Origin of the sequence: Bradyrhizobium sp. CIAT3101 (assembly GCF_029714945.1) — a bacterium.
In the GTDB taxonomy this organism is placed as follows: domain Bacteria; phylum Pseudomonadota; class Alphaproteobacteria; order Rhizobiales; family Xanthobacteraceae; genus Bradyrhizobium.
Genome location: NZ_CP121634.1, coordinates 4,014,836 through 4,035,710, shown reverse-complemented (window position 1 = coordinate 4,035,710; position 20,875 = coordinate 4,014,836). Strand labels below are relative to the sequence as shown.

The following is a 20,875-nucleotide window of genomic DNA, read 5'->3' as shown; positions in this document are numbered from 1 at the left end:
TGACAGTTCGAATGGACTAAAACCAGGCGCCCTGCACGCCCAGGATCACGGCGAGAAGCGAAATGAAAAGCCCGATGCCGGAGAAGATGGCGACCCCGATGAACTCGGACGTGTCGGAGTGCTTGGCGGGAACTGCTGAACGTTCGGTGTAAATACGCGGTGCTGAAATCGGAGAATAAATGCGTGCTGCTTTTGGCATAACGGGCTCCCTTAAATGGGTCTTATGACCCTGCCCGTAAGAAGGTCTTGGCAACCTGCGCGAAGGTTCAACGCATCACGCAAGCTTCAGAAAACATGTCTCGCAAGATGTGGGAACCGGCCGACGCAACCGTGTCTCGCGCGCCGACCGATTCAATTTTCGCAAACGTCGATCAACCGCGATAGATCGGTGCGCCGCTCGGCGACGCAACCGCGCCGCCATCGACGAAGATCTCCTGGCCCTGAATGTGACCGGCATCGTCGGAGGCGAGGAACAACACCGTCTTCGAAATGTGATCCGGTTCACCAATTCGCCCGAGCGGCGTCGACAGCCCGATACGCTTCTCGAAGGCCTTCTCCGCTTCGGGCGTCGCGATCGCAGCGCCCCAGATCGGCGTGCGGATCGCACCGGGCGCAACGACATTCACGCGGATGCCGCGCGGCGACAGTTCCGAGGCCATGATCCGCGCCATCGCCCGCACGCCGGCCTTCGCCGCGCCGTAAGCCGAATAGCCGGGAATGCCGAGCACGGAGATCACCGAGCCGTTGAGGATGATCGAGGCGTTGTCGTTGAGATAAGGCAGCGCCGACTGCACGGTGAAGAATACGCCGGTGAGATTGGTGCTGATGACTTTCTCGAACACATCGAGCGTCGCCGATCCCAGCGGCGTGCCGCCGGGGATGCCCGCATTGGCAAACAAGATGTCGAGCTTGCCGAACTTTTCGGTGCCCTTCTTGATCGCGGCCTCGGTCGCGGCGATGTCGGTGGCATCGGCGACGAGTGCGATCGCATTCGGTCCGAGTTCCTTCGCTGCGGCCTCCAGCGTCTCCTTGTTGCGCCCGGTGATGATGACCTTGGCGCCCTCGGCCACGAACAGCTTTGCCGTCGCCAGTCCAATGCCGCTGTTGCCGCCGGTAATCAGCGCCGTCTTGTTCTTCAGCCTCATGGTCGTCTCCATTGGTTGCATTATGAAACTATGTTGCCATCTAGGCCGAATGGTTTTATGATGCAACCACACAAGCGCGTGATCGGCGCCGAAATCGGGCGAACGCGACAGGACCAGGACGATGGTGAAACGAACGAGTTTTGAGGGCGACGGCTGCCCGGTCGCGCGGTCGCTGGAGGTGATCGGCGACTGGTGGACGCTCCTGATCATCCGCGAAGCGATGCTGGGCCTGCGCCGCTTCGGCGAGTTTCAGAGCAAGCTCGGCATGGCCAAGAACATCCTGTCGGTGCGGCTGCGATCCATGCTCGACCACGGCATCCTGGCGATGACCCCCGCCTCCGACGGCAGCGCCTATCAAGAGTACGTGCTGACGCCGAAGGGACGCGGCCTCTTCCCGATCCTGGTCGCGCTCCGGCAGTGGAGCGAGGAGTTCGACGACAGCCCTGAAGAGATCGACACCATCATGATTGATCGTGCCAAGGGCCGTCCGGTGAAGAAGCTCGAGCTGCACGCCGAGGATGGCCGGTTGCTCAGCCTGGCCGATATCACCTTGAAGCCGCGACCAGCACCGCGGCGACGGTCGGCGTAATGAAGGCAAAGCGCTCGCAATGACGACGCCGAGGGACTTGTACAAAACATAGACGACGTCGAAGATGGCTCGACACCCAAAGTGGCGCCACCATGCCCCTGCTCGCCGTCGTCTACTTCTCCATCTCCGGCACCACCGAGAAGCTGGCGCATGCAGTGGCGCACGGCGCGGACGGGCTGACGGAGGTCGCGCTGTGTCGGATCGCCGGCGACGACATCGTGTCGGGCCGCTTCCAGAATGGTCGATTGCTGGAGACGATCGACCGCGCCGACGCGGTCGCGTTTGGCAGCCCGACCTACATGGGCGGACCATCGGCGCAGTTCAAAGCCTTCGCGGACGCTTCAAGTGATCGATGGAGCGAGCAGCGATGGGCCGACAAGATCGCAGGCGGCTTCACGACGGGCGCATGTCCAAGCGGCGATCAACTGCACACGCTGACGTATTTTTCCATTCTGGCGGCCCAGCACGGCATGCTCTGGTGCGGGCTGGATGTCCCGGGCGGAGAGGATCCGGGCGGTCGCAATCGCCTCGGCAGCCAGCTCGGACTGGCGACGCATTTGATCGACGATGCCTTGCCGCAGAGCGATCTGAGCACGGCCGAATATCTCGGCCAGCGTTTGGCGAAGATGGCTGGGCGCAACGGCTAACCACGTCCGTGAGAGCGGCGCGCTCAACTATCTCCCCGTCACCCTGAGGTGGCCGCTTCTTCAGCGGCCCTCGAAGGGCGACGGCCTGGCTGCATCTCGGCCGCGCATCCTTCGAGGCTCCCGGCGCGATGCTTCGCATCGTGCCACTCGCACCTCAGGATGACGGGTCTGATAAAAGCACCAGCCCCTCACGACAGCTTGCGCTTGCTCCGCAGCCGCAAATGCTCGTCGGCCTCGAGCTTGGTCATCCCCAGGAGATAATGCAGCACGTCGAGCTTGTGCCGCTCGGCGAGCTTGCGCAATGCGCCCACCTGCTCGGCGATGAAGCCCACGGCCTCATCGACCCCGCCCTCCCCCGGTTCCTCGTTGCGCGAGCCTCCCCGCACGCCCGTTGCGGCGCGCGCCCGTTTCTTTCCTGGCTTTGCCACCAGCCCCACCCGAATCCATGCCCCGCAGAAACATTACGCCGACACCGGCCACAACTCCAAGGTGGTATTTCGCAACTTTCTCGATATGAAACTTTTCCCATTTGGCGGGCTTTCAACACCCTTCGATTTGACAGCGAGGGCCTCACCACCCATGTTCGGGTCGAAAGGGCCGATCCGAATCTCGTCGATTTCGGCCCCATATTTCCCCGTAAGTTACTGGAACTACATGAATATCGTCATTGTGGAGTCGCCGGCGAAAGCCAAGACGATCAACAAGTATTTGGGCTCGTCCTATGAGGTTCTGGCCTCATTCGGGCATGTCCGCGACCTGCCGGCGAAGAACGGTTCCGTCGATCCCGAGGCCAATTTCAAGATGATCTGGGAGGTCGACCCCAAGGCGGCCTCCAGGCTCAACGATATCGCCAAGTCCCTGAAGGGTGCCGACCGCCTGATTCTGGCGACCGACCCTGATCGCGAGGGCGAAGCCATCTCCTGGCACGTGCTGGAGGTGATGAAAGAGAAGCGCGCGCTGAAGGATCAGAAGATCGAGCGCGTGGTGTTCAACGCTATCACCAAGCAGGCCGTCACGGACGCGATGAAGCATCCGCGCGAGATCGACGGTGCGCTGGTCGACGCCTATATGGCGCGCCGCGCACTCGACTATCTGGTCGGCTTCACCCTCTCCCCCGTGCTGTGGCGCAAGCTGCCGGGCGCCCGCTCGGCCGGCCGCGTGCAGTCGGTCGCGCTGCGGCTGGTCTGCGACCGCGAGCTCGAGATCGAGAAATTCGTCCCGCGCGAATATTGGTCGCTGATTGCAACGCTGCTGACGCCGCGCGGCGACGCCTTCGAGGCGCGTCTGGTCGGCGCCGACGGCAAGAAGATCCAGCGCCTCGACATCGGCACCGGCGCGGAAGCCGAAGACTTCAAGAAGGCCCTGGAACTCGCGACCTACGCGGTGACGTCAGTCGACGCAAAGCCCGCGCGCCGCAATCCGCAGGCGCCCTTCACCACCTCGACCTTGCAGCAGGAAGCCAGCCGCAAATACGGCTTTGCGCCCGCGCACACCATGCGCATCGCCCAGCGCCTGTATGAAGGCATCGACATCGGCGGCGAGACCACCGGACTCATTACTTATATGCGTACCGACGGCGTGCAGATCGCCCCCGAGGCGATCACCCAGGCGCGCAAGGTGATCGGCGAGGATTACGGCAACGCCTACGTGCCGGACGCGCCGCGCCAGTACCAGGCCAAGGCCAAGAACGCCCAGGAAGCGCACGAAGCGATCCGCCCGACCGACATGTCGCGCCGCCCCGACAGCATGAGCCGCAAGCTCGATGCCGACCAGGCGCGGCTCTATGAACTGATCTGGAAGCGCACCATCGCCAGCCAGATGGAATCGGCCGAGCTGGAGCGCACCACCGTCGACATCACGGCGAAGGCAGGTGCGCGCACGCTGGAGCTGCGCGCCACGGGCCAGGTCGTCAAGTTCGACGGTTTCCTCGCGCTCTACCAGGAAGGCCGTGACGACGAGGAGGACGAGGATTCCCGCCGTCTGCCCGCCATGAGCCAGGGCGAGGCGATCAAGCGGGACTCGCTCTCCGTCACCCAGCATTTCACCGAGCCGCCGCCGCGCTTCTCCGAAGCGTCGCTGGTCAAGCGCATGGAAGAGCTCGGCATCGGCCGGCCCTCCACCTATGCCTCGATCCTCCAGGTCCTGAAGGACCGCGGCTACGTCAAGCTGGAGAAGAAGCGCCTGCACGGCGAAGACAAGGGCCGCGTCGTCGTCGCGTTCCTCGAAAGCTTCTTCAACCGCTACGTCGAATACGATTTCACGGCCAATCTGGAGGAGCAGCTCGACCGCATCTCCAACAACGAGATCTCCTGGCAGCAGGTTCTGAAGGACTTCTGGACCGGCTTCATCGGCGCCGTCGACGAGATCAAGGATCTGCGCGTCGCCCAGGTGCTGGACGTGCTCGACGACATGCTGGGCCAGCACATCTATCCGCCGCGCGCCGACGGCGGCGACATCAGGCAGTGCCCGAGCTGCGGCAATGGCCGGCTGAACCTCAAGGCCGGCAAGTTCGGCGCCTTCGTCGGCTGCTCGAACTATCCGGAATGCCGCTACACCCGTCAGCTCGCCGCCGACAGCGAGACCACCGCGGACCGTTCGCTCGGCCAGGACCCCGATACGGGTCGCGATGTCTGGGTCAAGGCCGGCCGCTTTGGCCCCTACATCCAGCTCGGCGAGCAGAAGGATTATGAGGAAGGCGAGAAGCCGAAGCGCGCGGGCATCCCGAAGGGCACCTCCCCTTCCGACATCGAGCTCGAGCTTGCGCTGAAGCTGTTGTCGCTGCCGCGCGAGATCGGCAAGCATCCCGAGACCGGTGAGCCGATCACCGCGGGCCTCGGCCGCTTCGGGCCGTTCGTCAAGCACGAGAAGACCTATGCCAGCCTCGAGGCCGGCGACGAGGTCTTCGACATCGGCCTCAATCGCGCCGTGACGCTGATTGCCGAGAAGGTCGCCAAGGGGCCGAGCCGCCGCTTCGGCGCCGATCCCGGCAAGGCGCTCGGCGATCATCCGACGCTCGGCACCGTCACCGTGAAGAGCGGCCGCTACGGCGCCTATGTCACCGCCGGCGGCGTCAACGCGACCATCCCCGCAGAGTTCGAAAAGGACACGGTGACGATCGCACAGGCGATCGCGCTGATCGACGAGCGCGCGGCCAAGGGCGGCGGCAAGACCAAGGCGAAGAAGGCGGCCAAGCCGGCCAAGGCTAAGAAGGCCGCGGCGAAGGCCGCCGACGGCGACGACGCCGCGCCGAAGAAGAAACCGGCCGCGAAGAAGGCGGCCAAGACCAAATCCGATTCCACCAGCAAGGCACGCGCAGCCGTGTCGTCGACCGCCAAGACTTCAGCAGTCAAGACGTCGCCGACCAAGGCGTCCGCCGCCAAAGCTCCGGCCAAGAAGAGTGCCGGCACGACTTAAGAGGTTAAGTGAAACGCAAGAATGACCATGGCTTTCCCGACAGGCAAGCCATCGTCGCCTTCATCAAGGCACATCCAGGAAAGGTCGGGACCCGCGACATCGCGCGCGAGTTCGGCCTGAAGAACGCCGATCGCATCGAGCTCAAGCGCCTGCTGCGCGAGCTCGCCGACGACGGCACCATCAAGAAGAAACGCCACACGGTCTCGGAGCCGGACACTCTCCCGGCGACGCTGGTCGCCGACATCACCGGTCGCGACGCCGACGGCGAACTGATCGCCTCTCCTGCCGAATGGGACGAGGTCGAGAGCGGCGAGCCGCCGAAGATCCTCATCATCCTGCCGCGCCGGCCGAAGCCCGGCACCGCAGCCGGCGTCGGCGACCGCGCGCTGCTGCGGGTCGAGCCGACCAACGAGAGCGAAGGCCCGGCCTATCGCGGCCACATCATCAAGGTCTTCGACAAGACCAAGAGCCGCATCCTCGGCGTGTTCCGTGAGCTGCCCGACGGCGGCGGACGGCTGATCCCGGTCGACAAGAAGTCCGCCGACCGCGAGCTGAACATCGCCGCCGCCGACACCAAGGGCGCGCAGGACGGCGACCTCGTCAGCGTCGACATCGTCCGCACCCGCAGCTTTGGCCTCGCCTCAGGCCGGGTGAAAGAGAAGCTCGGCTCGGTCAAGTCCGAGAAGGCGATCAGCCTGATCGCGATCTACGCCCACGACATCCCGCTGCAATTCTCCTCCGCCGCCGAGCGCGAAGCGGAGGCCGCAGAGCCGGCGAACCTCAGGGGGCGCGAGGACTGGCGCGACGTCCCCCTCGTCACCATCGATCCGCCGGATGCGAAGGATCATGACGACGCGGTGCACGCGCAGCCGGATCCCGATCCGAACAACAAGGGTGGCTTCATCGTCGATGTCGCGATCGCCGATGTGAGCTTCTACGTCCAGCCGGGCACCGCGCTCGACCGCGCCGCGCTCGACCGCGGCAACTCGGTCTACTTCCCCGACCGCGTCGTGCCGATGCTGCCCGAGCGCATCTCCAACAATCTCTGCTCGCTGGTGCCGGGCGAGCCGCGCGGCGCGCTCGCGGTGCGGATGATCATTGCCCCGGACGGGCGCAAGCGTTCGCACTCGTTCCATCGCATCCTGATGCGCTCGGCCGCCAAGCTGAGCTACGCCCAGGCGCAGGCCGCGATCGACGGACGGCCGGATGACACCACCGGCCCTCTGCTCGATCCGATCCTGAAGCCGCTCTATGCAGCCTACGCCTGCGTCAAGCGCGCCCGCGACGAGCGCGATCCGCTCAATCTCGATCTGCCCGAGCGCAAGATCCTCCTCAAGAGCGACGGCACCGTCGATCGTGTCGTCATTCCTGAACGGCTCGATGCGCACAAGCTGATCGAGGAGTTCATGATCCTCGCCAACGTCGCGGCGGCCGAGATGCTGGAGAAGAAATCGCTCCCGCTGATCTACCGCGTGCATGACGAGCCGACGCTGGAGAAGGTCCATGCGCTCCAGGAATTTCTGAAGACGCTCGACGTCCCCTTCGCGAAGGGCGGCGCACTGCGCCCCGCGCTGTTCAATCGCGTGCTGGCCCAGCTCGAAGGCCACGACCACTTCCCGCTGGTCAGCGAAGTCGTGCTGCGCGCGCAAGCGCAGGCCGAATATTCGTCGGAGAATTACGGGCATTTCGGCCTGAACCTGCGCCGCTACGCGCATTTCACCTCGCCGATCCGCCGCTATGCCGACCTCGTCGTGCATCGCGCGCTGGTCCGCGCGCTTGGGCTTGGCGAAGGCGCCCTGCCCGACAGCGAGACGGCGGAAACCCTCGGCGAAGTCGCCGCCCATATTTCGCTGACCGAGCGGCGCGCGATGAAGGCCGAGCGCGAGACGGTCGACCGCCTGATCGCGCATCACCTCGCCGACCGCATCGGCGCCAGTTTCCAGGGCCGCGTCTCCGGCGTCACCCGCGCCGGTCTGTTCGTCAAGCTGAGCGAGACCGGTGCCGACGGCCTGATTCCGATCCGATCCCTCGGCACGGAATATTTCAACTATGACGAGGGCCGTCACGCGCTGGTTGGCACGCGCAGCCGCACCATGTACCAGCTCGGCGATGTCGTCGACGTCCGCCTGATCGAAGCGGCCCCCGTCGCGGGCGCGCTTCGTTTTGAGCTGCTGTCGTCGGATAGCGCAACTGCGCCGCGCGACCGCAGGCAGGCTGGCCCGCAACGCCGTCCCTCGCTCAAGGCGCACCCCGGACGCAGCCCGGACAGAAAACGCAAGCCGTCGAAGCCAAAATCCGGCAAGCCGAAGAAGGGCAAAGGCAAGAACAAGGGCAAGAGCAAGAAGGGCAAGGCATGGTGACCATGAGCACAGCCCCGAAGATCTGGACGCGCGAGACCGGCCTCGTCGAGAAGCGCGATGTCTGGGCAGCGATGAAGCGCGGTTTTCGCAGCCGCTGCCCGCGCTGCGGTGAAGGCAAACTGTTCCGCGCCTTCCTGAAGACCGCGGACAACTGTGCGACATGCGGCCTCGACTTCACGCCGCATCGCGCCGACGACCTGCCCGCCTATCTCGTGATCGTCATCGTCGGCCACATCACCGTGCCTGCGATCCTCTGGATCGAGACCAATTACACGACGCCGGGCTGGCTGACCTTTGCGGCCTATCTGCCCTTCACCTTCTTCGCGTCCCTCGGGCTGTTGCAGCCGGTGAAGGGAGCTGTGGTCGGCTTGCAATGGGCTCTGCGCATGCACGGGTTTGACGAGAACCCGCCGGATGGTATTCCGCCTGTGTAAGCAAAATAAGCAAAAAGCGGTTTGGGTGAGGATATGAGCGATACGGCGCAGACGGCCGAGAAGGCCAAGGTCCACGAGGAAAAGGAAGCCGACCACCATCCCTATTTCCGTCCCCGGGATGCGGCGACACTGATCCTGGTCGATCGCAGCGGCGCCGTTCCGAAGGTGCTGGTCGGCAAACGCCACGACAAGGTGGTGTTCATGCCGGGAAAATTCGTCTTCCCCGGCGGCCGCGTCGACAAGGACGATTATCGCGTGCCGGTTGCAGCCCCGATCACCACCGAGCTGGAGGCCAATCTCGCCAAGGGCAGCCCGAAGACGCCGGCCTCGCGCGCAAAATCGCTGGCGATCGCCGCGATCCGCGAGGCCTGCGAGGAAACCGGCCTCTGCCTCGGGCGCAAGTCCGAGGGCAAGGCGAAGCTCGAAGGCCCCTGGAAGCCGTTCGCGGACGCAGGCCTCTTGCCTGATCCGTCCAGCCTGTTCCTGATCGCGCGCGCGATCACGCCACCCGGCCGCGTCAAGCGCTTCGACACACGCTTCTTCACCGCGGATGCATCCGCGATCACCCATCACGTCGAGGGCGTGATCCATGCCGATGCGGAGCTGGTCGAACTGGTCTGGGTCGAGCTCGGCTCAAAGCCGCTCGCCGATCTGCATCCCATGACGCGGAATGTGCTCAACGAGCTCGACACCCGCCTTGCCACCGGCCCGCTGCGCCACGACGCACCGGTGCCGTTCTTCCATTTCTATGGCGGCAAGATGCAGAAGGATATTTTGGGCTGACGTCGCCGCACGCCGCCATCAATTCCCGTCTGACGCGATGAGGACGCTCAGCGCAGCGCCTCTGAAGGCACGATCTTCGCGGCCCCCTTGTCCGTGGCCGATCGCCCAATGCCGGGGCCATGACAGCTGCTCCAGCCCCTGCGCCGTCGCGGAGGTGAAGGACGACCAGCGCGCGGAGTCGTGACGGCGATACAACAGACCGCCCGGACCCATGTCCGGGTACATCGTGACGTAAATATCGAAGCCCTCGCCCGGCGAAAGATCCGGTCCGAACCAATAGGTCGGGCTTCGCCCCGGCTGACGACCCACGATGGCTGTCAGGGTTTGCCGCGGTCCGCGCGTGCCAAGCCAGAACGGCGCGATCGAGCTGGGTTCGAAGGCCGTGAAGATCGTCTGCGCCGTTGCAACATCAGCCGCAGCGCTTTGCCCCACGAGCCTCAGCTTGATCCGGCGCCCGCTTTTCACCTCTCCGCTGAAAGGCGCTTCGACATTTCCGGGCTGTAGCTCTCTCCACCCGGCGGGATCAGCATCGGGCAGCGGCCATTCCAGCCTCTCCCTGACGACGCCGTCGGTATCGAGCACCTGGTAGCGCAGGCCTTCGTCGTCGAGCGCGGCCTGGATGCAGTGCAGATACTCCACGCCTTCCGGCATCCTGTGCGCCGTTCCCGCGCCTGCAGTACAAATCTGGAGAACGCCGCGATGTGCCTGCACGTCGAAGGCGAGGATGTGGCTGCACAGATAGGCCAGCACATTTTCGTTCACGAGGATGTTCCAGAACGGGCGGGAATATTCGTGGCCGATCTCGCGCTGATACGTCCCGGTAAAGCCATTGATGGGAAACACCGGATGATGGCCCAGAACGAGCTTATGCCGGGCATCGCGATGGTCTCGAAGCGTGGCCTCGAGCCACGCGAGTTCGACATGGCCCTCACCGCCAAGGCCGCTCCAGAGCGTGTGGACGAACACCATCAGGAGGTCGCCGCGCCGCACGAAGTACGAAAGACCGGTCTGCCCCGGTGGCCCATTGTCCGGCAGGTCGAGCACGTCGCGAAACATCGCCTCGCTCATCACATCGTAGGTCGTGTGATTGCCGGTGGTGTGCCACATCGGAATGGCGGCACGGTCGAACCAGGCCATTTCCGTGTCCAGCCAATATCGCCACTGCGCACGCAGGGCGTCCGGATCAGGCGTAAGTCCGATGATCTCGTCGCCCGGAAAGAGAATGAAGTCAGGCTGCGGCCTCAGGCGCTGTACGACTGCGTTGACCGACGCGAAGGTCTTTTCGTGCAAGGCGCCAGGCACGCCCGAACAGGCATCGCCATACAACAGAAACTGGTGGCCCTTGCTGCGCGGCAGCAGCGCGGGAATGAAATTTTTGGCGGAGGTCATGGTCTTCCATCGCGGATTCTGCCGCGAGGATGTCAATTTCCGGAATGGATCGCAACCCGGCCTTGATCACTCCGCGTCCGGCTCGGTGCCGACATAGTCGCGCGCCGGCAGTTTTAAGACGCGGCCGATCTCGCTCGCGAGCTTGTCCGCCTCCTCGCGCTTGGTAAAACTCTGAAGCGTGATCGGCTCGGTGCCCTTGTTGCCGCAGAGATTGACGTCGTAGGTCGTCAGCTCGGGATCGTAGTCGTCGGTGATGCTGATGAAGTGATAGTCGGCGAGATCACGCTGCTTGCGAATATTCAGCGGCCCGAACTGCCGCGTGATGACGATCTGGCGCAGCGCCTCGTTGAGCATGACGTAGGTGCGGAAGGTGAGCAGGATCACGCCGGGGATGCCGACGAGCAGCCCGAGCCCCGTGAACACCAGCACCGGCACGAGGTCGTCGGCGAGCCTGCCGAATCCGGAGAAATCCTGGCGCAGGCCGAGCCCGACATTCCACAGCAGATAGGCGCTCGCCGCCAGCAGCGGCAGCGACAGCAGCCGGCCGAACCAGGGCATCGGCCGGTCGATCCGGACGATGCCGTCCACGGTCATTGCAACTGCCATTGAAGTCTCCTCACGGGTCATGGCTTGGTCGGGCTGAGCGGCGGGATGGTTCGACCGCCACCGCCGCACGCCGCCCCGGAATGACGCGATTGTGCTGAGCCTGTCGCGAAAAACAAAAAATTCTTCCCGCCTGCCCCGATGGCGGAGTTCCCGAGCGTGCCTATGTCTTTGCCCAACGACACCAGAACAGGATTTTGGGCGCGATGGCACAACGGCAACTCAAGCTTGGCGCGTTCATGCGCCCGATCAGCATCCATACCGGCGCCTGGCGCTATCCCGGGGCCTGGCCCGACGCCAATTTCAACTTCGGCCACATCAAGACGCTGATCCAGAAGCTCGAGGCCGGCAAGTTCGACGCCTTCTTCATGGCCGATCACCTCGCCGTGCTGAACATGCCGGTCAACGCGCTCAAGCGCAGCCACACCGTGACTTCGTTCGAGCCGTTCACGCTGCTCTCGGCGCTGTCCGCCGTCACCGAGCGCATCGGCCTGATCGCGACGGGATCGACCACGTTCGACGAGCCCTATCATGTCGCCCGCCGCTTCGCCTCGCTCGACCATCTCAGCGGCGGTCGCGCGGGCTGGAACATCGTCACCACCTCGAACCCGGATGCGGCGCTGAATTTCGGCCTCGACGACCATATGGAGCACGCCGAGCGCTACAAGCGCGCCCGCGAGTTCTACGACGTCGTTACGGGCCTGTGGGATTCCTTCGCCGATGACGCCTTCATCCGCGACGTCGAGAGCGGCTTGTTCTTCGATCCCGCGAAGATGCATGTGCTCGACCACAACGGCAAATATCTGAAAGTCCGCGGCCCCCTCAACATTGCCCGCCCCGTGCAGGGCTGGCCGCTGATCGTGCAGGCCGGCGCCTCCGAGGACGGCAGGCAGCTCGCCGCCGAGACCGCGGAAGCCGTCTTCACCGGCGGCGGCAGCCTCGCCGACGGACAAAAGCTCTATGCCGACATCAAGGGCCGCATGGAGAAGGTCGGCCGCGATCCCGAGCACCTGAAGATCCTGCCCGGCGCCTTCGTCGTGGTCGGCGACAGCGTCGATGAGGCCAAGGAGAAGCGAGCCCTGCTCGACAGCCGCGTGCATTACGACAGCGCCATCGCCTCGCTCTCGGTGATCCTCGGCACCGATGCCTCCGGCTTCGATCCGGACGGACAGCTGCCTGACATCCCCGAGACCAACGCCAGCAAGAGCGGCCGGCAGCGCATGGTCGACCTCGCCAAACGCGACAAGCTCACCGTGCGCCAGCTCGCCCAGCGCGTCGGCGGCTATGGCGGGCTGTCCTTCGTCGGCACCGCGAAAACCATCGCCGACCAGATGGAGGAATGGCTGGTCGGCCGCGGTTCGGACGGATTCAACATCATGTTCCCGTTCCTGCCGGCCGGGCTCGATGATTTCGTCGACAAGGTCGTCCCGGAGCTGCAGCGGCGCGGGATTTTCCGGAAAGAGTATGAAGGGGCCACTTTGAGGGAGAATCTGGGCCTTCCCCGGCCGAAAAACCGCTTCTTCGAGGCCTGATGAGCCCGATTTGAGTGGTTTTCAGGGTGTAAAACCTTGACATCAGGCGGTTTCTGGCTAGGTTGCCGGCCAACGCGGGCCGTTTGGCCGGCTCCAGATTCCCCAATATTCTGAGGTTCAGAACATGGCCAAAGCGGTCACCATCAAGGTCAAGCTCGTGTCCTCGGCCGACACCGGCTTCTACTACGTCGCCAAGAAGAATTCGCGCACCATGACCGACAAGCTGGTCAAGAAGAAGTACGACCCGGTCGCGCGCAAGCACGTCGAATTCAAGGAAGCCAAGATCAAGTAAGATCTCGGACCACTGAAGACTTTTGCGGGGCCCTGACGGGCCCCGTTTTCGTTTGGGCCCCTCTCTCTCCACGCCGTCATTCCGAGGAGCTCTCCGCGCGCTGCGGGCTCGACGACGCACCGCCGTCAGCCTCGCGAAATCCTGGCGTGGTTAGAGGGAAGAGCCTCGCTGGCTTCAATTGCGAGGCTGCCTCGGATCAATCCCCAGCCGTTCATGAATCTCAGAGAGCGCCCCGCCGCGGCCACACCATCCGGACAGGTGACGCCCGCCGCGCTGTGCCAGGCGGGCCTCGCACATCTTCAATCGGGACGGATCGCCGAGGCCGAGCTGTGCTGCCAGCAGGCGCTGACGCTGGACGAGCAGCACCCGGATGCCCTTCACCTGCTCGGCGTGCTCTGTCTTCACGCGCAGCAGCCCGACGCCGCCGTGGAATGGATCGGGCGCGCCGTCCAGCAGTCGCCGAAGGCAGAGTACCTCCTGAGCCTCGCCACGGTGCTGGAGCGGCGAGGTAAGCTCGAGGACGCACGGCAGTACTATCGCCGGGCGTTGAGCCTCAGGCCTGATGATGCGGTCCTCCAAAATCACCTCGGCAATCTGCTCTGGCAACTCGGGCAGAACGACGAGGCCGTGCTGCACTATCGGCAGGCCCTGAAGCTCGATCCGCAATATTGGGAGCCGGCGCAAAACTGCGGCATGCTGCTGCTTGAGCTCGGCCGGCATGCGGAAGCCCTGGAATGCTTCGATATCGCCGAGCGGCTCAATCGAAACTCCGCAGCCCTGTACCAGATGCGGGCCGTCTGCCTCTCGAACGTCGACCGCTTCGAGGACGCGCAAGCCGACTACGAAAAATCCATCGCGCTGGACCCGAGCCTCGCCGAGACGCACAACAATCTCGGCCTGCTGCATTGGCGATTTGGCCGATTGGAGCAGGCCTTTGCCTGCTTCGATTCCGCACTGGCGCTTCGCCCCGATTTTCATGCCGTGCTCAACAACAAGGCCGTGGTGTTGCTGCATCTGCAATTGCTGGATGAGGCGTTCGCGACGCTGCACAGATCGCTCGCGGCCGCCCCCAACGATGCACAGACGCTGTTCTATCTGGCGACGCTGCAGCTCTTGACCGGAGACTTCGCGCGCGGCTGGCTCGCGCGCGAGGCGCGTTGGCGGCTTGCCTCGGTCGGCCTGATCGATCGCGGCTTTTCAAGACCGCTCTGGCGTGGCGACCTGCCGATCGCAGGCAAGACCATTTTGTTGCACTCCGACGAGGGACTGGGCGATGCGATCCAGTTCGCGCGCTACGTGCCGATGGTCGCCGCGCTCGGCGCCAAGGTCATCCTGGAGGTCGAGCCGCCGATCCAGCAGTGTCTCGGCGGCATCGCCGGGGTCGCAGACTGTGTCGGCCGATCGTCGACGCCGGCGTTCGACCTGCACTGCCCTCTGGGAACGCTGCCGTTGGCGTTCGGGACACGACTCGATACGATCCCTTATGCGCACGGCTATGTGCCTGCGCCCCCGGCGGCGCGCGTGAAGGCGTGGCAAGAGCGGCTTGAAGATCGGCTTGGCCCCCGCCCCCGCTTCCGCGTCGGCCTGGTCTGGGCGGGCAATCCCGAACACAAGAACGACCACAACCGATCGATGGCGCTGCGCGCGCTTGCACCGCTGCTCGATTGCGACGTCCAGTTCGTCTCCTTGCAAAAAGGGGGCCGGGATCAGGACCGGACCTTCCTCAGCGAACGCCCCGACATCGTCGACCTCACGCAACATCTGACGGATTTCAGCGAAACGGCCGCGCTGATGTCGTGCCTCGATCTGGTGATCTCGGTCGACACCAGCGTTGCCCACCTCGCCGGTGCGCTTGCAGCGCCCGTCTGGACGCTGGTGCCGTTCAATCCGGACTGGCGCTGGCTGCTCAAGCGCAATGACAGCCCGTGGTACCGGTCAATGCGGCTGTTCAGGCAACCCGAGCGCGGCGACTGGACGAGCGTCGTAGACGACGTTCGCGTCGAACTCGAGAAGCAGGTCGCCGCGTGGCGTGCCAGGCAGGATCGGTCGTCGCTCCTGACAGCCTGATCCGGATGCGGGCTGCGTCCGGGGCACGAGAGCTGAACCCGCCGCCCGAGCGACGAAGCAAGTGTGACCCACGTCAAAGAGCGTCATGAGGCGATCCAATATCTCCAGCGGGATCGTTGCATGAATCTGGTTCATTCCCGTGAAAAGCCATTTGCCGTTGCTGGATCCGCTGCGCTTCGCCGCCGCCCTCGGAGTCGCGATTTTTCACCAGATGTTCTGGTCCTGGGCCTGGACTTCGATCGGCGTCCCGGGTTTCGAGCGCACCGTCGCCGCCGATGTTCTGTACCCATCGGCTGCGCCCTTCACATGGTTCGGCTGGGTCGGCGTCGAGATCTTCTTCGTCATTTCCGGCTTCGTCATCGCGAACTCCGCGAGCCAGTCTTCGCCGGGCGAGTTTCTTCTGGGGCGCGCGCTCAGGCTTTATCCGGCGGTCTGGGTCTGCGCCACCGCGACTTTCCTCGTTCTGCTTCTCTTCGGAAGCGGACCGGCATCCGAACTCGTTCTGCCCTACATCCACGCCATGCTGATGGTTCCCAAGGGCGTCACGGGTGAATGGCTCGACGAGGTCTACTGGACGCTGGCGGCCGAGACCGCGTTTTATGGCCTCGTGTTTTGCGCGATGCTAACAAGGAAGATCACCTTGCGGCACCTCGCCTGGGGTCTCACCATCTACAGCGCAATTTTCAACGCCGTCGCGCTGCTGGTCGCGTCATGCACGACGCCGTCCGACCTGCCCTATCTCGTCATCTTGATGTTTCGGGTGCCGTGCGCGGCGTTCCTGCTGAGCCATGGCTGCTTCTTTGCGCTGGGCATCTGGCTGTTCATTTCCGCGAACAGAGAACTGACGGCGCTCGAACAGGTCGCGATTGCCGTCACCTGTGTTTCGGGCGCCGTCGAGATCTATGTCTTTGCCTCTTTCTTTTTGACGTCCATACCCGCCATCGCGGATCAATCAGCTCTTGTGCCGATCATGGTCTGGGCCGCCGCGGTTCTCCTCATTGCCCGTGCCGCGCACCGGAACAGGCGCTCCGCGAGCGCTGCTCCTGCCGAAGCACCAGCCTATTTGCGAACGCTTGGACTGATCACCTATCCGCTCTATCTCACCCACAACGTCATTGGCTCCGCGATCATCCGAGCCCTGGTCGAGGCCGGGGTGGATGCCACCTCGGCCGTATGGGTCGCACTCGGCATGCTCGCGCTGGTCTGCTGGTTCATTTGCGCGAGGATCGAGCCAGCCATCAGGTCCGCGCTGATGCAGACCCTGTCGCGTTTCGGACAGTTGCCGAAGCGGCAGCCGGCCTTCACGCGCCCGGCGCTGGCCCGGGGACTGCGCCTTCCGCTGCCCGTCCCTGCGAAGGTGAACGTCGTGGCGTCGTAACTTACGCCGCCTTCAACACCGGCGTCGGCGGCTGCGCCGGCCGGATCAGGGCGAAGGCGACCTGGATGATGCCGCCGGCAAGACCGAGCGCGACGCCGATGCGCCAGGCCATGTTGTAGGAGCCGAGTGCGTCGTAGATCACCCCTCCGCCATAGGCGCCGAGGAAGCTGCCGATCTGGTGGCTCATGAAGGCGAGGCCCTGGATCATGGCCTGCCAGCGCAGGCCGAACATCTCGGCGACGGCGCCCGCGACCAGCGGGCCGACGCCCATCCAGAGGAAGCCCATGATGGCGCCGAACAGCAGCGTCGAGAATGGCGTTGCCGGCAGCATGAAGTACCAGGCCAGCGCGAGCGAGCGCAGGATGTAGATGCCGCCGAGCAGCGCGAGCTTGTTCCAGCGCTGGCCGGCCCAGCCGAAGAACAGCGAGCCCAGCACGTTGAAGCCGCCGATCATGCCGAGCGTCTGCGCGCTCAGCATCGGATCGAGGCCGCAGATCGCCAGATATGACGGCAGATGCGTGGTGAGGAACACCAGCTGCATGCCGCAGACGAGATAAGCACAGGTCATCACCACGAAGGAGGCATTGCCGAATGCTGCCTTTGTCACGGACGCGGCCGTGGCGTCGCCGATGTCGTCGGCGGCCGGCTTCGGCAGCGGAACGGCGTCGACGCGCCCGGCATACCATGCGGCCGGAATCATCAGCACCGACATGACGACGAAGCCGGCGAGCCCGATGCGCCAGCCAAAGCCCTCGTTGAGCATCTGCCCGATCGGCGCCGACAGCAGCGCGCCGAGCGAGCCCGCGCCGGAGACGATGCCGAGCACGGTGGAGCGCACCGTTGCCGGCACCGCACGCGCCGCCACCGACATCGCGATCGCGGCCGCGGTGCAGGCCAGCGAGGTGCCGATCAGCACGCCGGCGCCGATCATGATGCCGACGAGCCCGTTCGCGGTCGCCATCAGGATGAGGCCGACGATATACATGAGCGCGCCGACGATCATGATCGGACGGAAGCCGTAGCGCACCGTCATCGCGCCGGCGAGCGGCTGCAGAAAGCCCCAGGCGAGGTTTTGGACGGCCAGCGCCAGCGTGAAGTCGGACACCGAGAGGTGGATGTCGTGCGTCAGCGGCTGCATGAAGATGCCGAGCGATTGCCGCAGGCCCATGCTCAGCGTCAGCATGATCGAGGCGCCGATCAGGATCGGCAATGTCGGGCGCAGGACCTGCAACAGGGGCATTTTTCTTCTCCCTCATGGGCGCTGGACGCGCGCCGGCATCTGCAATTGACGTTGATTTTGATTACACAGACCTGTGTAATTAGTCTATAGATGGCAGACGCTGTCAAGCTGAGAGAACGTAAAGAGGATGTTCGTCGCCGCATGGCTCCCCCGCCCGCCCCACAGACGATGAAAGAGCGGATCCTAGAGACCGCCGACAAGCTGTTCTATCTGCAGGGCATTCGCGCCATCGGCGTCGACACCATCGCGGCCGAGATCGGCATCAGCAAGCGCACGCTCTACAACCACTTCCCGTCCAAGGACGCGCTGATCGCGGCCTATCTGGAGCGCCGCTTCGTGCATGCCCGCCCCTCCGACAAGCCGCCGGCCGAGCAGATTCTCGGCACCTTCGATTCGCTGGAGCGGCGCTTTGCAGCGAAGGATTTTCGCGGCTGCCCGTTCGTGAACGCGGTCGCCGAACTCGGGCCCACCGACCGCGCGGTGAAGAAGATCGCCATCGCCTTCAAGGAAAGCCGCCGCGTCTGGTTTCGCGAGCGGCTGACCGAGCTCGGCGTTACGGAAGCGGACGCGCTCGCCACACAGCTCGTGCTGCTGGTCGACGGCTCGATCGCGCAGGATCTCGTCCGCGACGACCCCGCGATGGCGCGTGCGGCGAAGGAAGCGGCGAAGGTGCTGCTGCGGAATGCGGGAGTGGATGTGGGTGGTGATGCGAAGCCGGTACCTGTGAAAGGCAAGCGCGCGCCGCAATCATAGCCGTCGTCCCGGCGAAGGCCGGGACCCATACGCCGCAGCAACAGCTTGGTGAAGACTCGGAGTGACCAGCTCGCTCCATAACCCCTCCCTGGGGTTATGGGTCCCGATCCCCCGTGCGCAATTGCGCACTAGGCCGGGACGACAGCTGAGTGTGAGGCGCTGGTATTGATCTCACAACCAGTGCGCGATTGCCAGAAAGTCCTTGACGCAACAGAAGAGCATCGATTTGGATCAGTCGGGAGACCTTGATTGGTCGATAGACGGAGCCGACCCGTGAGATTTTTACTGAGAATTGTGCTCGCAACCGCTCTCGTGAACATTGCTCCAGCCGTCGCCCAGGCGCCAAAGAAAGCCGTCGCTGCTCCTGCCTTGCAAAAGGAATTCGATGGCTTCATCGAGAAGTTTCGCGCGGCGCTGAAAGCAAACGATTCCGCCGCCGTCGCTAGTATGAGCCGATTGCCGTTCATGAACGACAAGGAAATTCGCGACGCCGCGCAATTTCGCGCCAAGATCTATCAGACCGACTTCACGGCAAAAAATCGCGCGTGTATCCAGCGTGGCAAGGCGGTCTACGATCGCGATCAAGAGAACAACGACAATTACGGCATCTTCTGCGGCGACACCATCTTCGTCTTTACCAAGACGCCGGCGGGATTCCTCTTTACGGACATCGGCGTGAATGACTGATCAGACAGCTACGCGTCAGGGCTTTTGCTTGAACACGGGGGTGTAAGTGACTGCCCCTTGGAATTTCGGGCGCTCCAAAGCACTGCCATCCTCGCGCGTGGCTTTGACCGGCTCGTAAATCCAGGTGCCGATCAACTGATCCTTGAGAGACTTTGCTTGAGAAAAGCTATCGTTCGGCAATGCGATAACTGAAATCAATGCGGTGGAGCGATGCCGCTACTTCCCAGAGAAGGACCACTTTCGGACGTCACCCATCTTACGTGCCGATTGCTCACGGAACGAAGCGACCCTAGGATGGCCCCAGTCACCAGGCGGGGGCTCGCGATGTCCGACACGGTATTGGATCAGAATGCGTGGCTTGAGCGCATCGGTATCTCCAGCCCGCTTCCGCCGACGCTTGAAACGCTTAATCGGCTGATCTTTGCACACGCGCATTCGATTGCCTACGAAACACTCGACATCATGCTCGGGCGACCGCCAAGGCTCGATGTGCCAACTCTCCAGCAAAAGATGATCGCCGGCAAGCGCGGCGGATATTGCTTCGAACAGAACATGCTGTTTCGAGCCGGACTTCGATCACTCGGCTTCAAGATCACCAGCTTACAAGGGCGCGTCGTCCGCGGGCTGGCCATCGATGCGCCGCGCCCCGCAATCCATATGCTGCTGAAAGTGGATTTGCCGGAAGGTGCCTATCTCGCCGACGTCGGCTTCGGAAACCTCGCGCCGACCTCCGCCCTCCTGCTTGCGCCGCAGATCGAACAGCAGACACCCCATGAGCTGATGCGGTTCATCGATGTCGACGGCGAACTGACGCTGCAGGCAAAGCTCCGTGAGAATTGGCACCACATTTATCGCGTAATCCCGCATCCGCGCTACGATGCCGAATACGAGATCACGAACTGGTACACCGCGACGCATCCGGAGACGCCTTACCAGGGAAATATCATCGCGGCGAAGCCGGGACCAAACAAGAGCCGGATCACGATGTACAATACCCGAGTCACCGTACGCGACGCGGACGGTCTCGCCGAGAAGCGCTGGCTTGCAACAACGCGTGAATTCAAAGATGTTCTATGTGGCGAATTCGGGCTGAACCTGTCCAATCAGGAGATCGAGGACTGCATTGCAGTCATGAAACACAAAGGGACAGGGGACACTCCGCATCCGTTCTTTGCGTAGGTCTTCAAAGTTCATCTCTGGGTCAATTGCGTCGGTTCGGTCCGATCGAAGTGGCGTCCGGCTACCCCCGCGAGCCAGTCGCGATGGGCCAGCAGCAAACACGGCCCCGCGTCTGGATACGGGCTCGCCGCCTAGGTTTCGTCCGTGACGACCCCGCGGCGCGTGCGGCGAAGGAAGCGGCGAAGGTGCTGTCGCGGAATGCGGCGGGATGTGGATGGTGATGCGAAGCCGGCACCTGTGAAAGGCAAGCGCACGCCGCAATCATAGCCGTCGTCCCGGCGAAGGCCGGGACCCATACGCCGCAGCAACAGTTTGACGAAGACTCGGAGTTACCAAGTCACGCAATAACTGCACTACGTGATTATGGGTCCCGGCCTTCGCCG

At 63.9% G+C, this 20,875-nt stretch carries 19 protein-coding genes; 13 read left to right on the top strand and 6 right to left on the bottom strand.

The genetic code is table 11. The features are described from left to right. Positions 1 to 16: 16 nt before the first annotated feature. Together QA645_RS18985 and QA645_RS18980 are read right to left on the bottom strand one after the other, a co-directional pair. Positions 17 to 199 carry a hypothetical protein gene (locus QA645_RS18985; protein WP_254131998.1) on the bottom strand — a complete coding sequence of 61 codons (183 nt, stop codon included), beginning with the start codon at positions 197 to 199 and terminating at the stop codon, positions 17 to 19. Positions 200 to 371: 172 nt separating this feature from the next. Beyond that, a complete protein-coding gene (locus QA645_RS18980; RefSeq protein WP_283052179.1) occupies positions 372 to 1,145 on the bottom strand; it encodes an SDR family oxidoreductase in 774 nt (257 codons plus the stop codon). 121 nt (positions 1,146 to 1,266) lie between these two features. Between QA645_RS18980 and QA645_RS18975 the strand changes: the two genes are divergently transcribed. Together QA645_RS18975 and QA645_RS18970 are read left to right on the top strand one after the other, a co-directional pair. Continuing rightward, entirely contained in the window at positions 1,267 to 1,734 is a 468-nt protein-coding gene (locus tag QA645_RS18975) for a helix-turn-helix domain-containing protein (protein ID WP_283052177.1), read from the top strand. Between the two features lie 92 nt (positions 1,735 to 1,826). Continuing rightward, a complete protein-coding gene (locus QA645_RS18970; protein ID WP_283052174.1) occupies positions 1,827 to 2,381 on the top strand; it encodes a flavodoxin family protein in 555 nt (184 codons plus the stop codon). A 188-nt stretch (positions 2,382 to 2,569) separates the two neighbouring features. Here the strand turns inward: QA645_RS18970 and QA645_RS18965 are convergent, their stop codons facing one another. Continuing rightward, positions 2,570 to 2,809, bottom strand: a complete 240-nt coding sequence (locus tag QA645_RS18965; protein WP_254132002.1) for a hypothetical protein — start codon at positions 2,807 to 2,809, stop codon at positions 2,570 to 2,572. A gap of 226 nt (positions 2,810 to 3,035) precedes the next feature. Here QA645_RS18965 and topA point away from each other — a divergent pair, with 226 nt between their 5' ends. Genes topA through QA645_RS18945 form a run of 4 tightly spaced genes read left to right on the top strand, consistent with a single transcriptional unit; the run spans position 3,036 to position 9,372 of the window. Next, the gene (topA, locus tag QA645_RS18960) at positions 3,036 to 5,795 is read left to right on the top strand and encodes a type I DNA topoisomerase (RefSeq protein ID WP_283052172.1); all 2,760 of its coding nucleotides are present in this window, start codon (positions 3,036 to 3,038) and stop codon (positions 5,793 to 5,795) included. Between the two features lie 8 nt (positions 5,796 to 5,803). Continuing rightward, a complete protein-coding gene (rnr, locus tag QA645_RS18955) occupies positions 5,804 to 8,155 on the top strand; it encodes a ribonuclease R (RefSeq protein ID WP_283052170.1) in 2,352 nt (783 codons plus the stop codon). Beyond that, positions 8,149 to 8,589: a DUF983 domain-containing protein gene (locus QA645_RS18950; protein WP_254132005.1), complete on the top strand. Its 441-nt coding sequence runs from the start codon at positions 8,149 to 8,151 to the stop codon at positions 8,587 to 8,589. Before rnr ends, QA645_RS18950 begins: the two co-directional genes overlap by 7 nt. A 33-nt stretch (positions 8,590 to 8,622) precedes the next feature. After that, the gene (locus QA645_RS18945) at positions 8,623 to 9,372 is read left to right on the top strand and encodes an NUDIX domain-containing protein (RefSeq protein ID WP_283052167.1); all 750 of its coding nucleotides are present in this window, start codon (positions 8,623 to 8,625) and stop codon (positions 9,370 to 9,372) included. 18 nt (positions 9,373 to 9,390) lie between these two features. Here QA645_RS18945 and QA645_RS18940 read toward each other — a convergent pair whose 3' ends face one another. Continuing rightward, positions 9,391 to 10,761, bottom strand: a complete 1,371-nt coding sequence (locus QA645_RS18940; protein ID WP_349253185.1) for a metallophosphoesterase — start codon at positions 10,759 to 10,761, stop codon at positions 9,391 to 9,393. Positions 10,762 to 10,827: 66 nt separating this feature from the next. Beyond that, complete coding sequence (locus QA645_RS18935; protein ID WP_254132008.1) at positions 10,828 to 11,367, bottom strand: hypothetical protein; 540 nt, start codon at positions 11,365 to 11,367, stop codon at positions 10,828 to 10,830. 203 nt (positions 11,368 to 11,570) lie between these two features. On the opposite strand from QA645_RS18935, the gene QA645_RS18930 reads away from it, so the two are divergent. The 4 genes from QA645_RS18930 (at position 11,571) to QA645_RS18915 (ending at position 16,633) form a co-directional block, all read left to right on the top strand. After that, positions 11,571 to 12,896 (top strand): LLM class flavin-dependent oxidoreductase, encoded by a 1,326-nt coding sequence (locus QA645_RS18930; protein ID WP_283052162.1) that lies wholly within the window; start codon positions 11,571 to 11,573, stop codon positions 12,894 to 12,896. A 124-nt stretch (positions 12,897 to 13,020) separates the two neighbouring features. Beyond that, positions 13,021 to 13,188, top strand: coding sequence for a 50S ribosomal protein L33 (rpmG, locus tag QA645_RS18925; protein WP_057756569.1), 168 nt, complete (start codon positions 13,021 to 13,023; stop codon positions 13,186 to 13,188). Positions 13,189 to 13,401: 213 nt separating this feature from the next. Next, the gene (locus QA645_RS18920; RefSeq protein WP_283052160.1) at positions 13,402 to 15,255 is read left to right on the top strand and encodes a tetratricopeptide repeat protein; all 1,854 of its coding nucleotides are present in this window, start codon (positions 13,402 to 13,404) and stop codon (positions 15,253 to 15,255) included. Positions 15,256 to 15,394: 139 nt separating this feature from the next. Beyond that, entirely contained in the window at positions 15,395 to 16,633 is a 1,239-nt protein-coding gene (locus QA645_RS18915; RefSeq protein WP_283052158.1) for an acyltransferase, read from the top strand. A gap of 1 nt (position 16,634) precedes the next feature. Here QA645_RS18915 and QA645_RS18910 read toward each other — a convergent pair whose 3' ends face one another. Then, on the bottom strand, positions 16,635 to 17,873 hold the full coding sequence (locus tag QA645_RS18910; protein WP_283052156.1) for an MFS transporter: 1,239 nt from the start codon (positions 17,871 to 17,873) through the stop codon (positions 16,635 to 16,637). Positions 17,874 to 18,014: 141 nt separating this feature from the next. Between QA645_RS18910 and QA645_RS18905 the strand changes: the two genes are divergently transcribed. From QA645_RS18905 to QA645_RS18895, 3 genes are all read left to right on the top strand, one after another. Continuing rightward, on the top strand, positions 18,015 to 18,626 hold the full coding sequence (locus QA645_RS18905; protein WP_283052154.1) for a TetR/AcrR family transcriptional regulator: 612 nt from the start codon (positions 18,015 to 18,017) through the stop codon (positions 18,624 to 18,626). 273 nt (positions 18,627 to 18,899) lie between these two features. Continuing rightward, positions 18,900 to 19,313, top strand: a complete 414-nt coding sequence (locus QA645_RS18900) for a hypothetical protein (protein ID WP_283052152.1) — start codon at positions 18,900 to 18,902, stop codon at positions 19,311 to 19,313. 324 nt (positions 19,314 to 19,637) lie between these two features. Next, on the top strand, positions 19,638 to 20,492 hold the full coding sequence (locus tag QA645_RS18895; RefSeq protein ID WP_283052150.1) for an arylamine N-acetyltransferase: 855 nt from the start codon (positions 19,638 to 19,640) through the stop codon (positions 20,490 to 20,492). The last annotated feature ends 383 nt before the right edge of the window (positions 20,493 to 20,875 follow it).

Bases quoted from the DNA above. Each gene is read 5' to 3' on its own strand.
- QA645_RS18975 (WP_283052177.1), top strand. From the start codon at position 1,267: ATGGTGAAACGAACGAGTTTTGAGGGCGACGGCTGCCCGGTCGCGCGG.
- QA645_RS18935 (WP_254132008.1), bottom strand. From the start codon at position 11,367: ATGGCAGTTGCAATGACCGTGGACGGCATCGTCCGGATCGACCGGCCG.
- QA645_RS18985 (WP_254131998.1), bottom strand. From the start codon at position 199: ATGCCAAAAGCAGCACGCATTTATTCTCCGATTTCAGCACCGCGTATT.
- QA645_RS18920 (WP_283052160.1), top strand. From the start codon at position 13,402: ATGAATCTCAGAGAGCGCCCCGCCGCGGCCACACCATCCGGACAGGTG.
- QA645_RS18910 (WP_283052156.1), bottom strand. From the start codon at position 17,873: ATGCCCCTGTTGCAGGTCCTGCGCCCGACATTGCCGATCCTGATCGGC.
- rpmG (WP_057756569.1), top strand. From the start codon at position 13,021: ATGGCCAAAGCGGTCACCATCAAGGTCAAGCTCGTGTCCTCGGCCGAC.
- QA645_RS18950 (WP_254132005.1), top strand. From the start codon at position 8,149: ATGGTGACCATGAGCACAGCCCCGAAGATCTGGACGCGCGAGACCGGC.
- QA645_RS18945 (WP_283052167.1), top strand. From the start codon at position 8,623: ATGAGCGATACGGCGCAGACGGCCGAGAAGGCCAAGGTCCACGAGGAA.
- topA (WP_283052172.1), top strand. From the start codon at position 3,036: ATGAATATCGTCATTGTGGAGTCGCCGGCGAAAGCCAAGACGATCAAC.
- QA645_RS18970 (WP_283052174.1), top strand. From the start codon at position 1,827: ATGCCCCTGCTCGCCGTCGTCTACTTCTCCATCTCCGGCACCACCGAG.
- QA645_RS18905 (WP_283052154.1), top strand. From the start codon at position 18,015: ATGGCTCCCCCGCCCGCCCCACAGACGATGAAAGAGCGGATCCTAGAG.
- QA645_RS18940 (WP_349253185.1), bottom strand. From the start codon at position 10,761: ATGACCTCCGCCAAAAATTTCATTCCCGCGCTGCTGCCGCGCAGCAAG.
- QA645_RS18980 (WP_283052179.1), bottom strand. From the start codon at position 1,145: ATGAGGCTGAAGAACAAGACGGCGCTGATTACCGGCGGCAACAGCGGC.
- QA645_RS18930 (WP_283052162.1), top strand. From the start codon at position 11,571: ATGGCACAACGGCAACTCAAGCTTGGCGCGTTCATGCGCCCGATCAGC.
- QA645_RS18895 (WP_283052150.1), top strand. From the start codon at position 19,638: ATGTCCGACACGGTATTGGATCAGAATGCGTGGCTTGAGCGCATCGGT.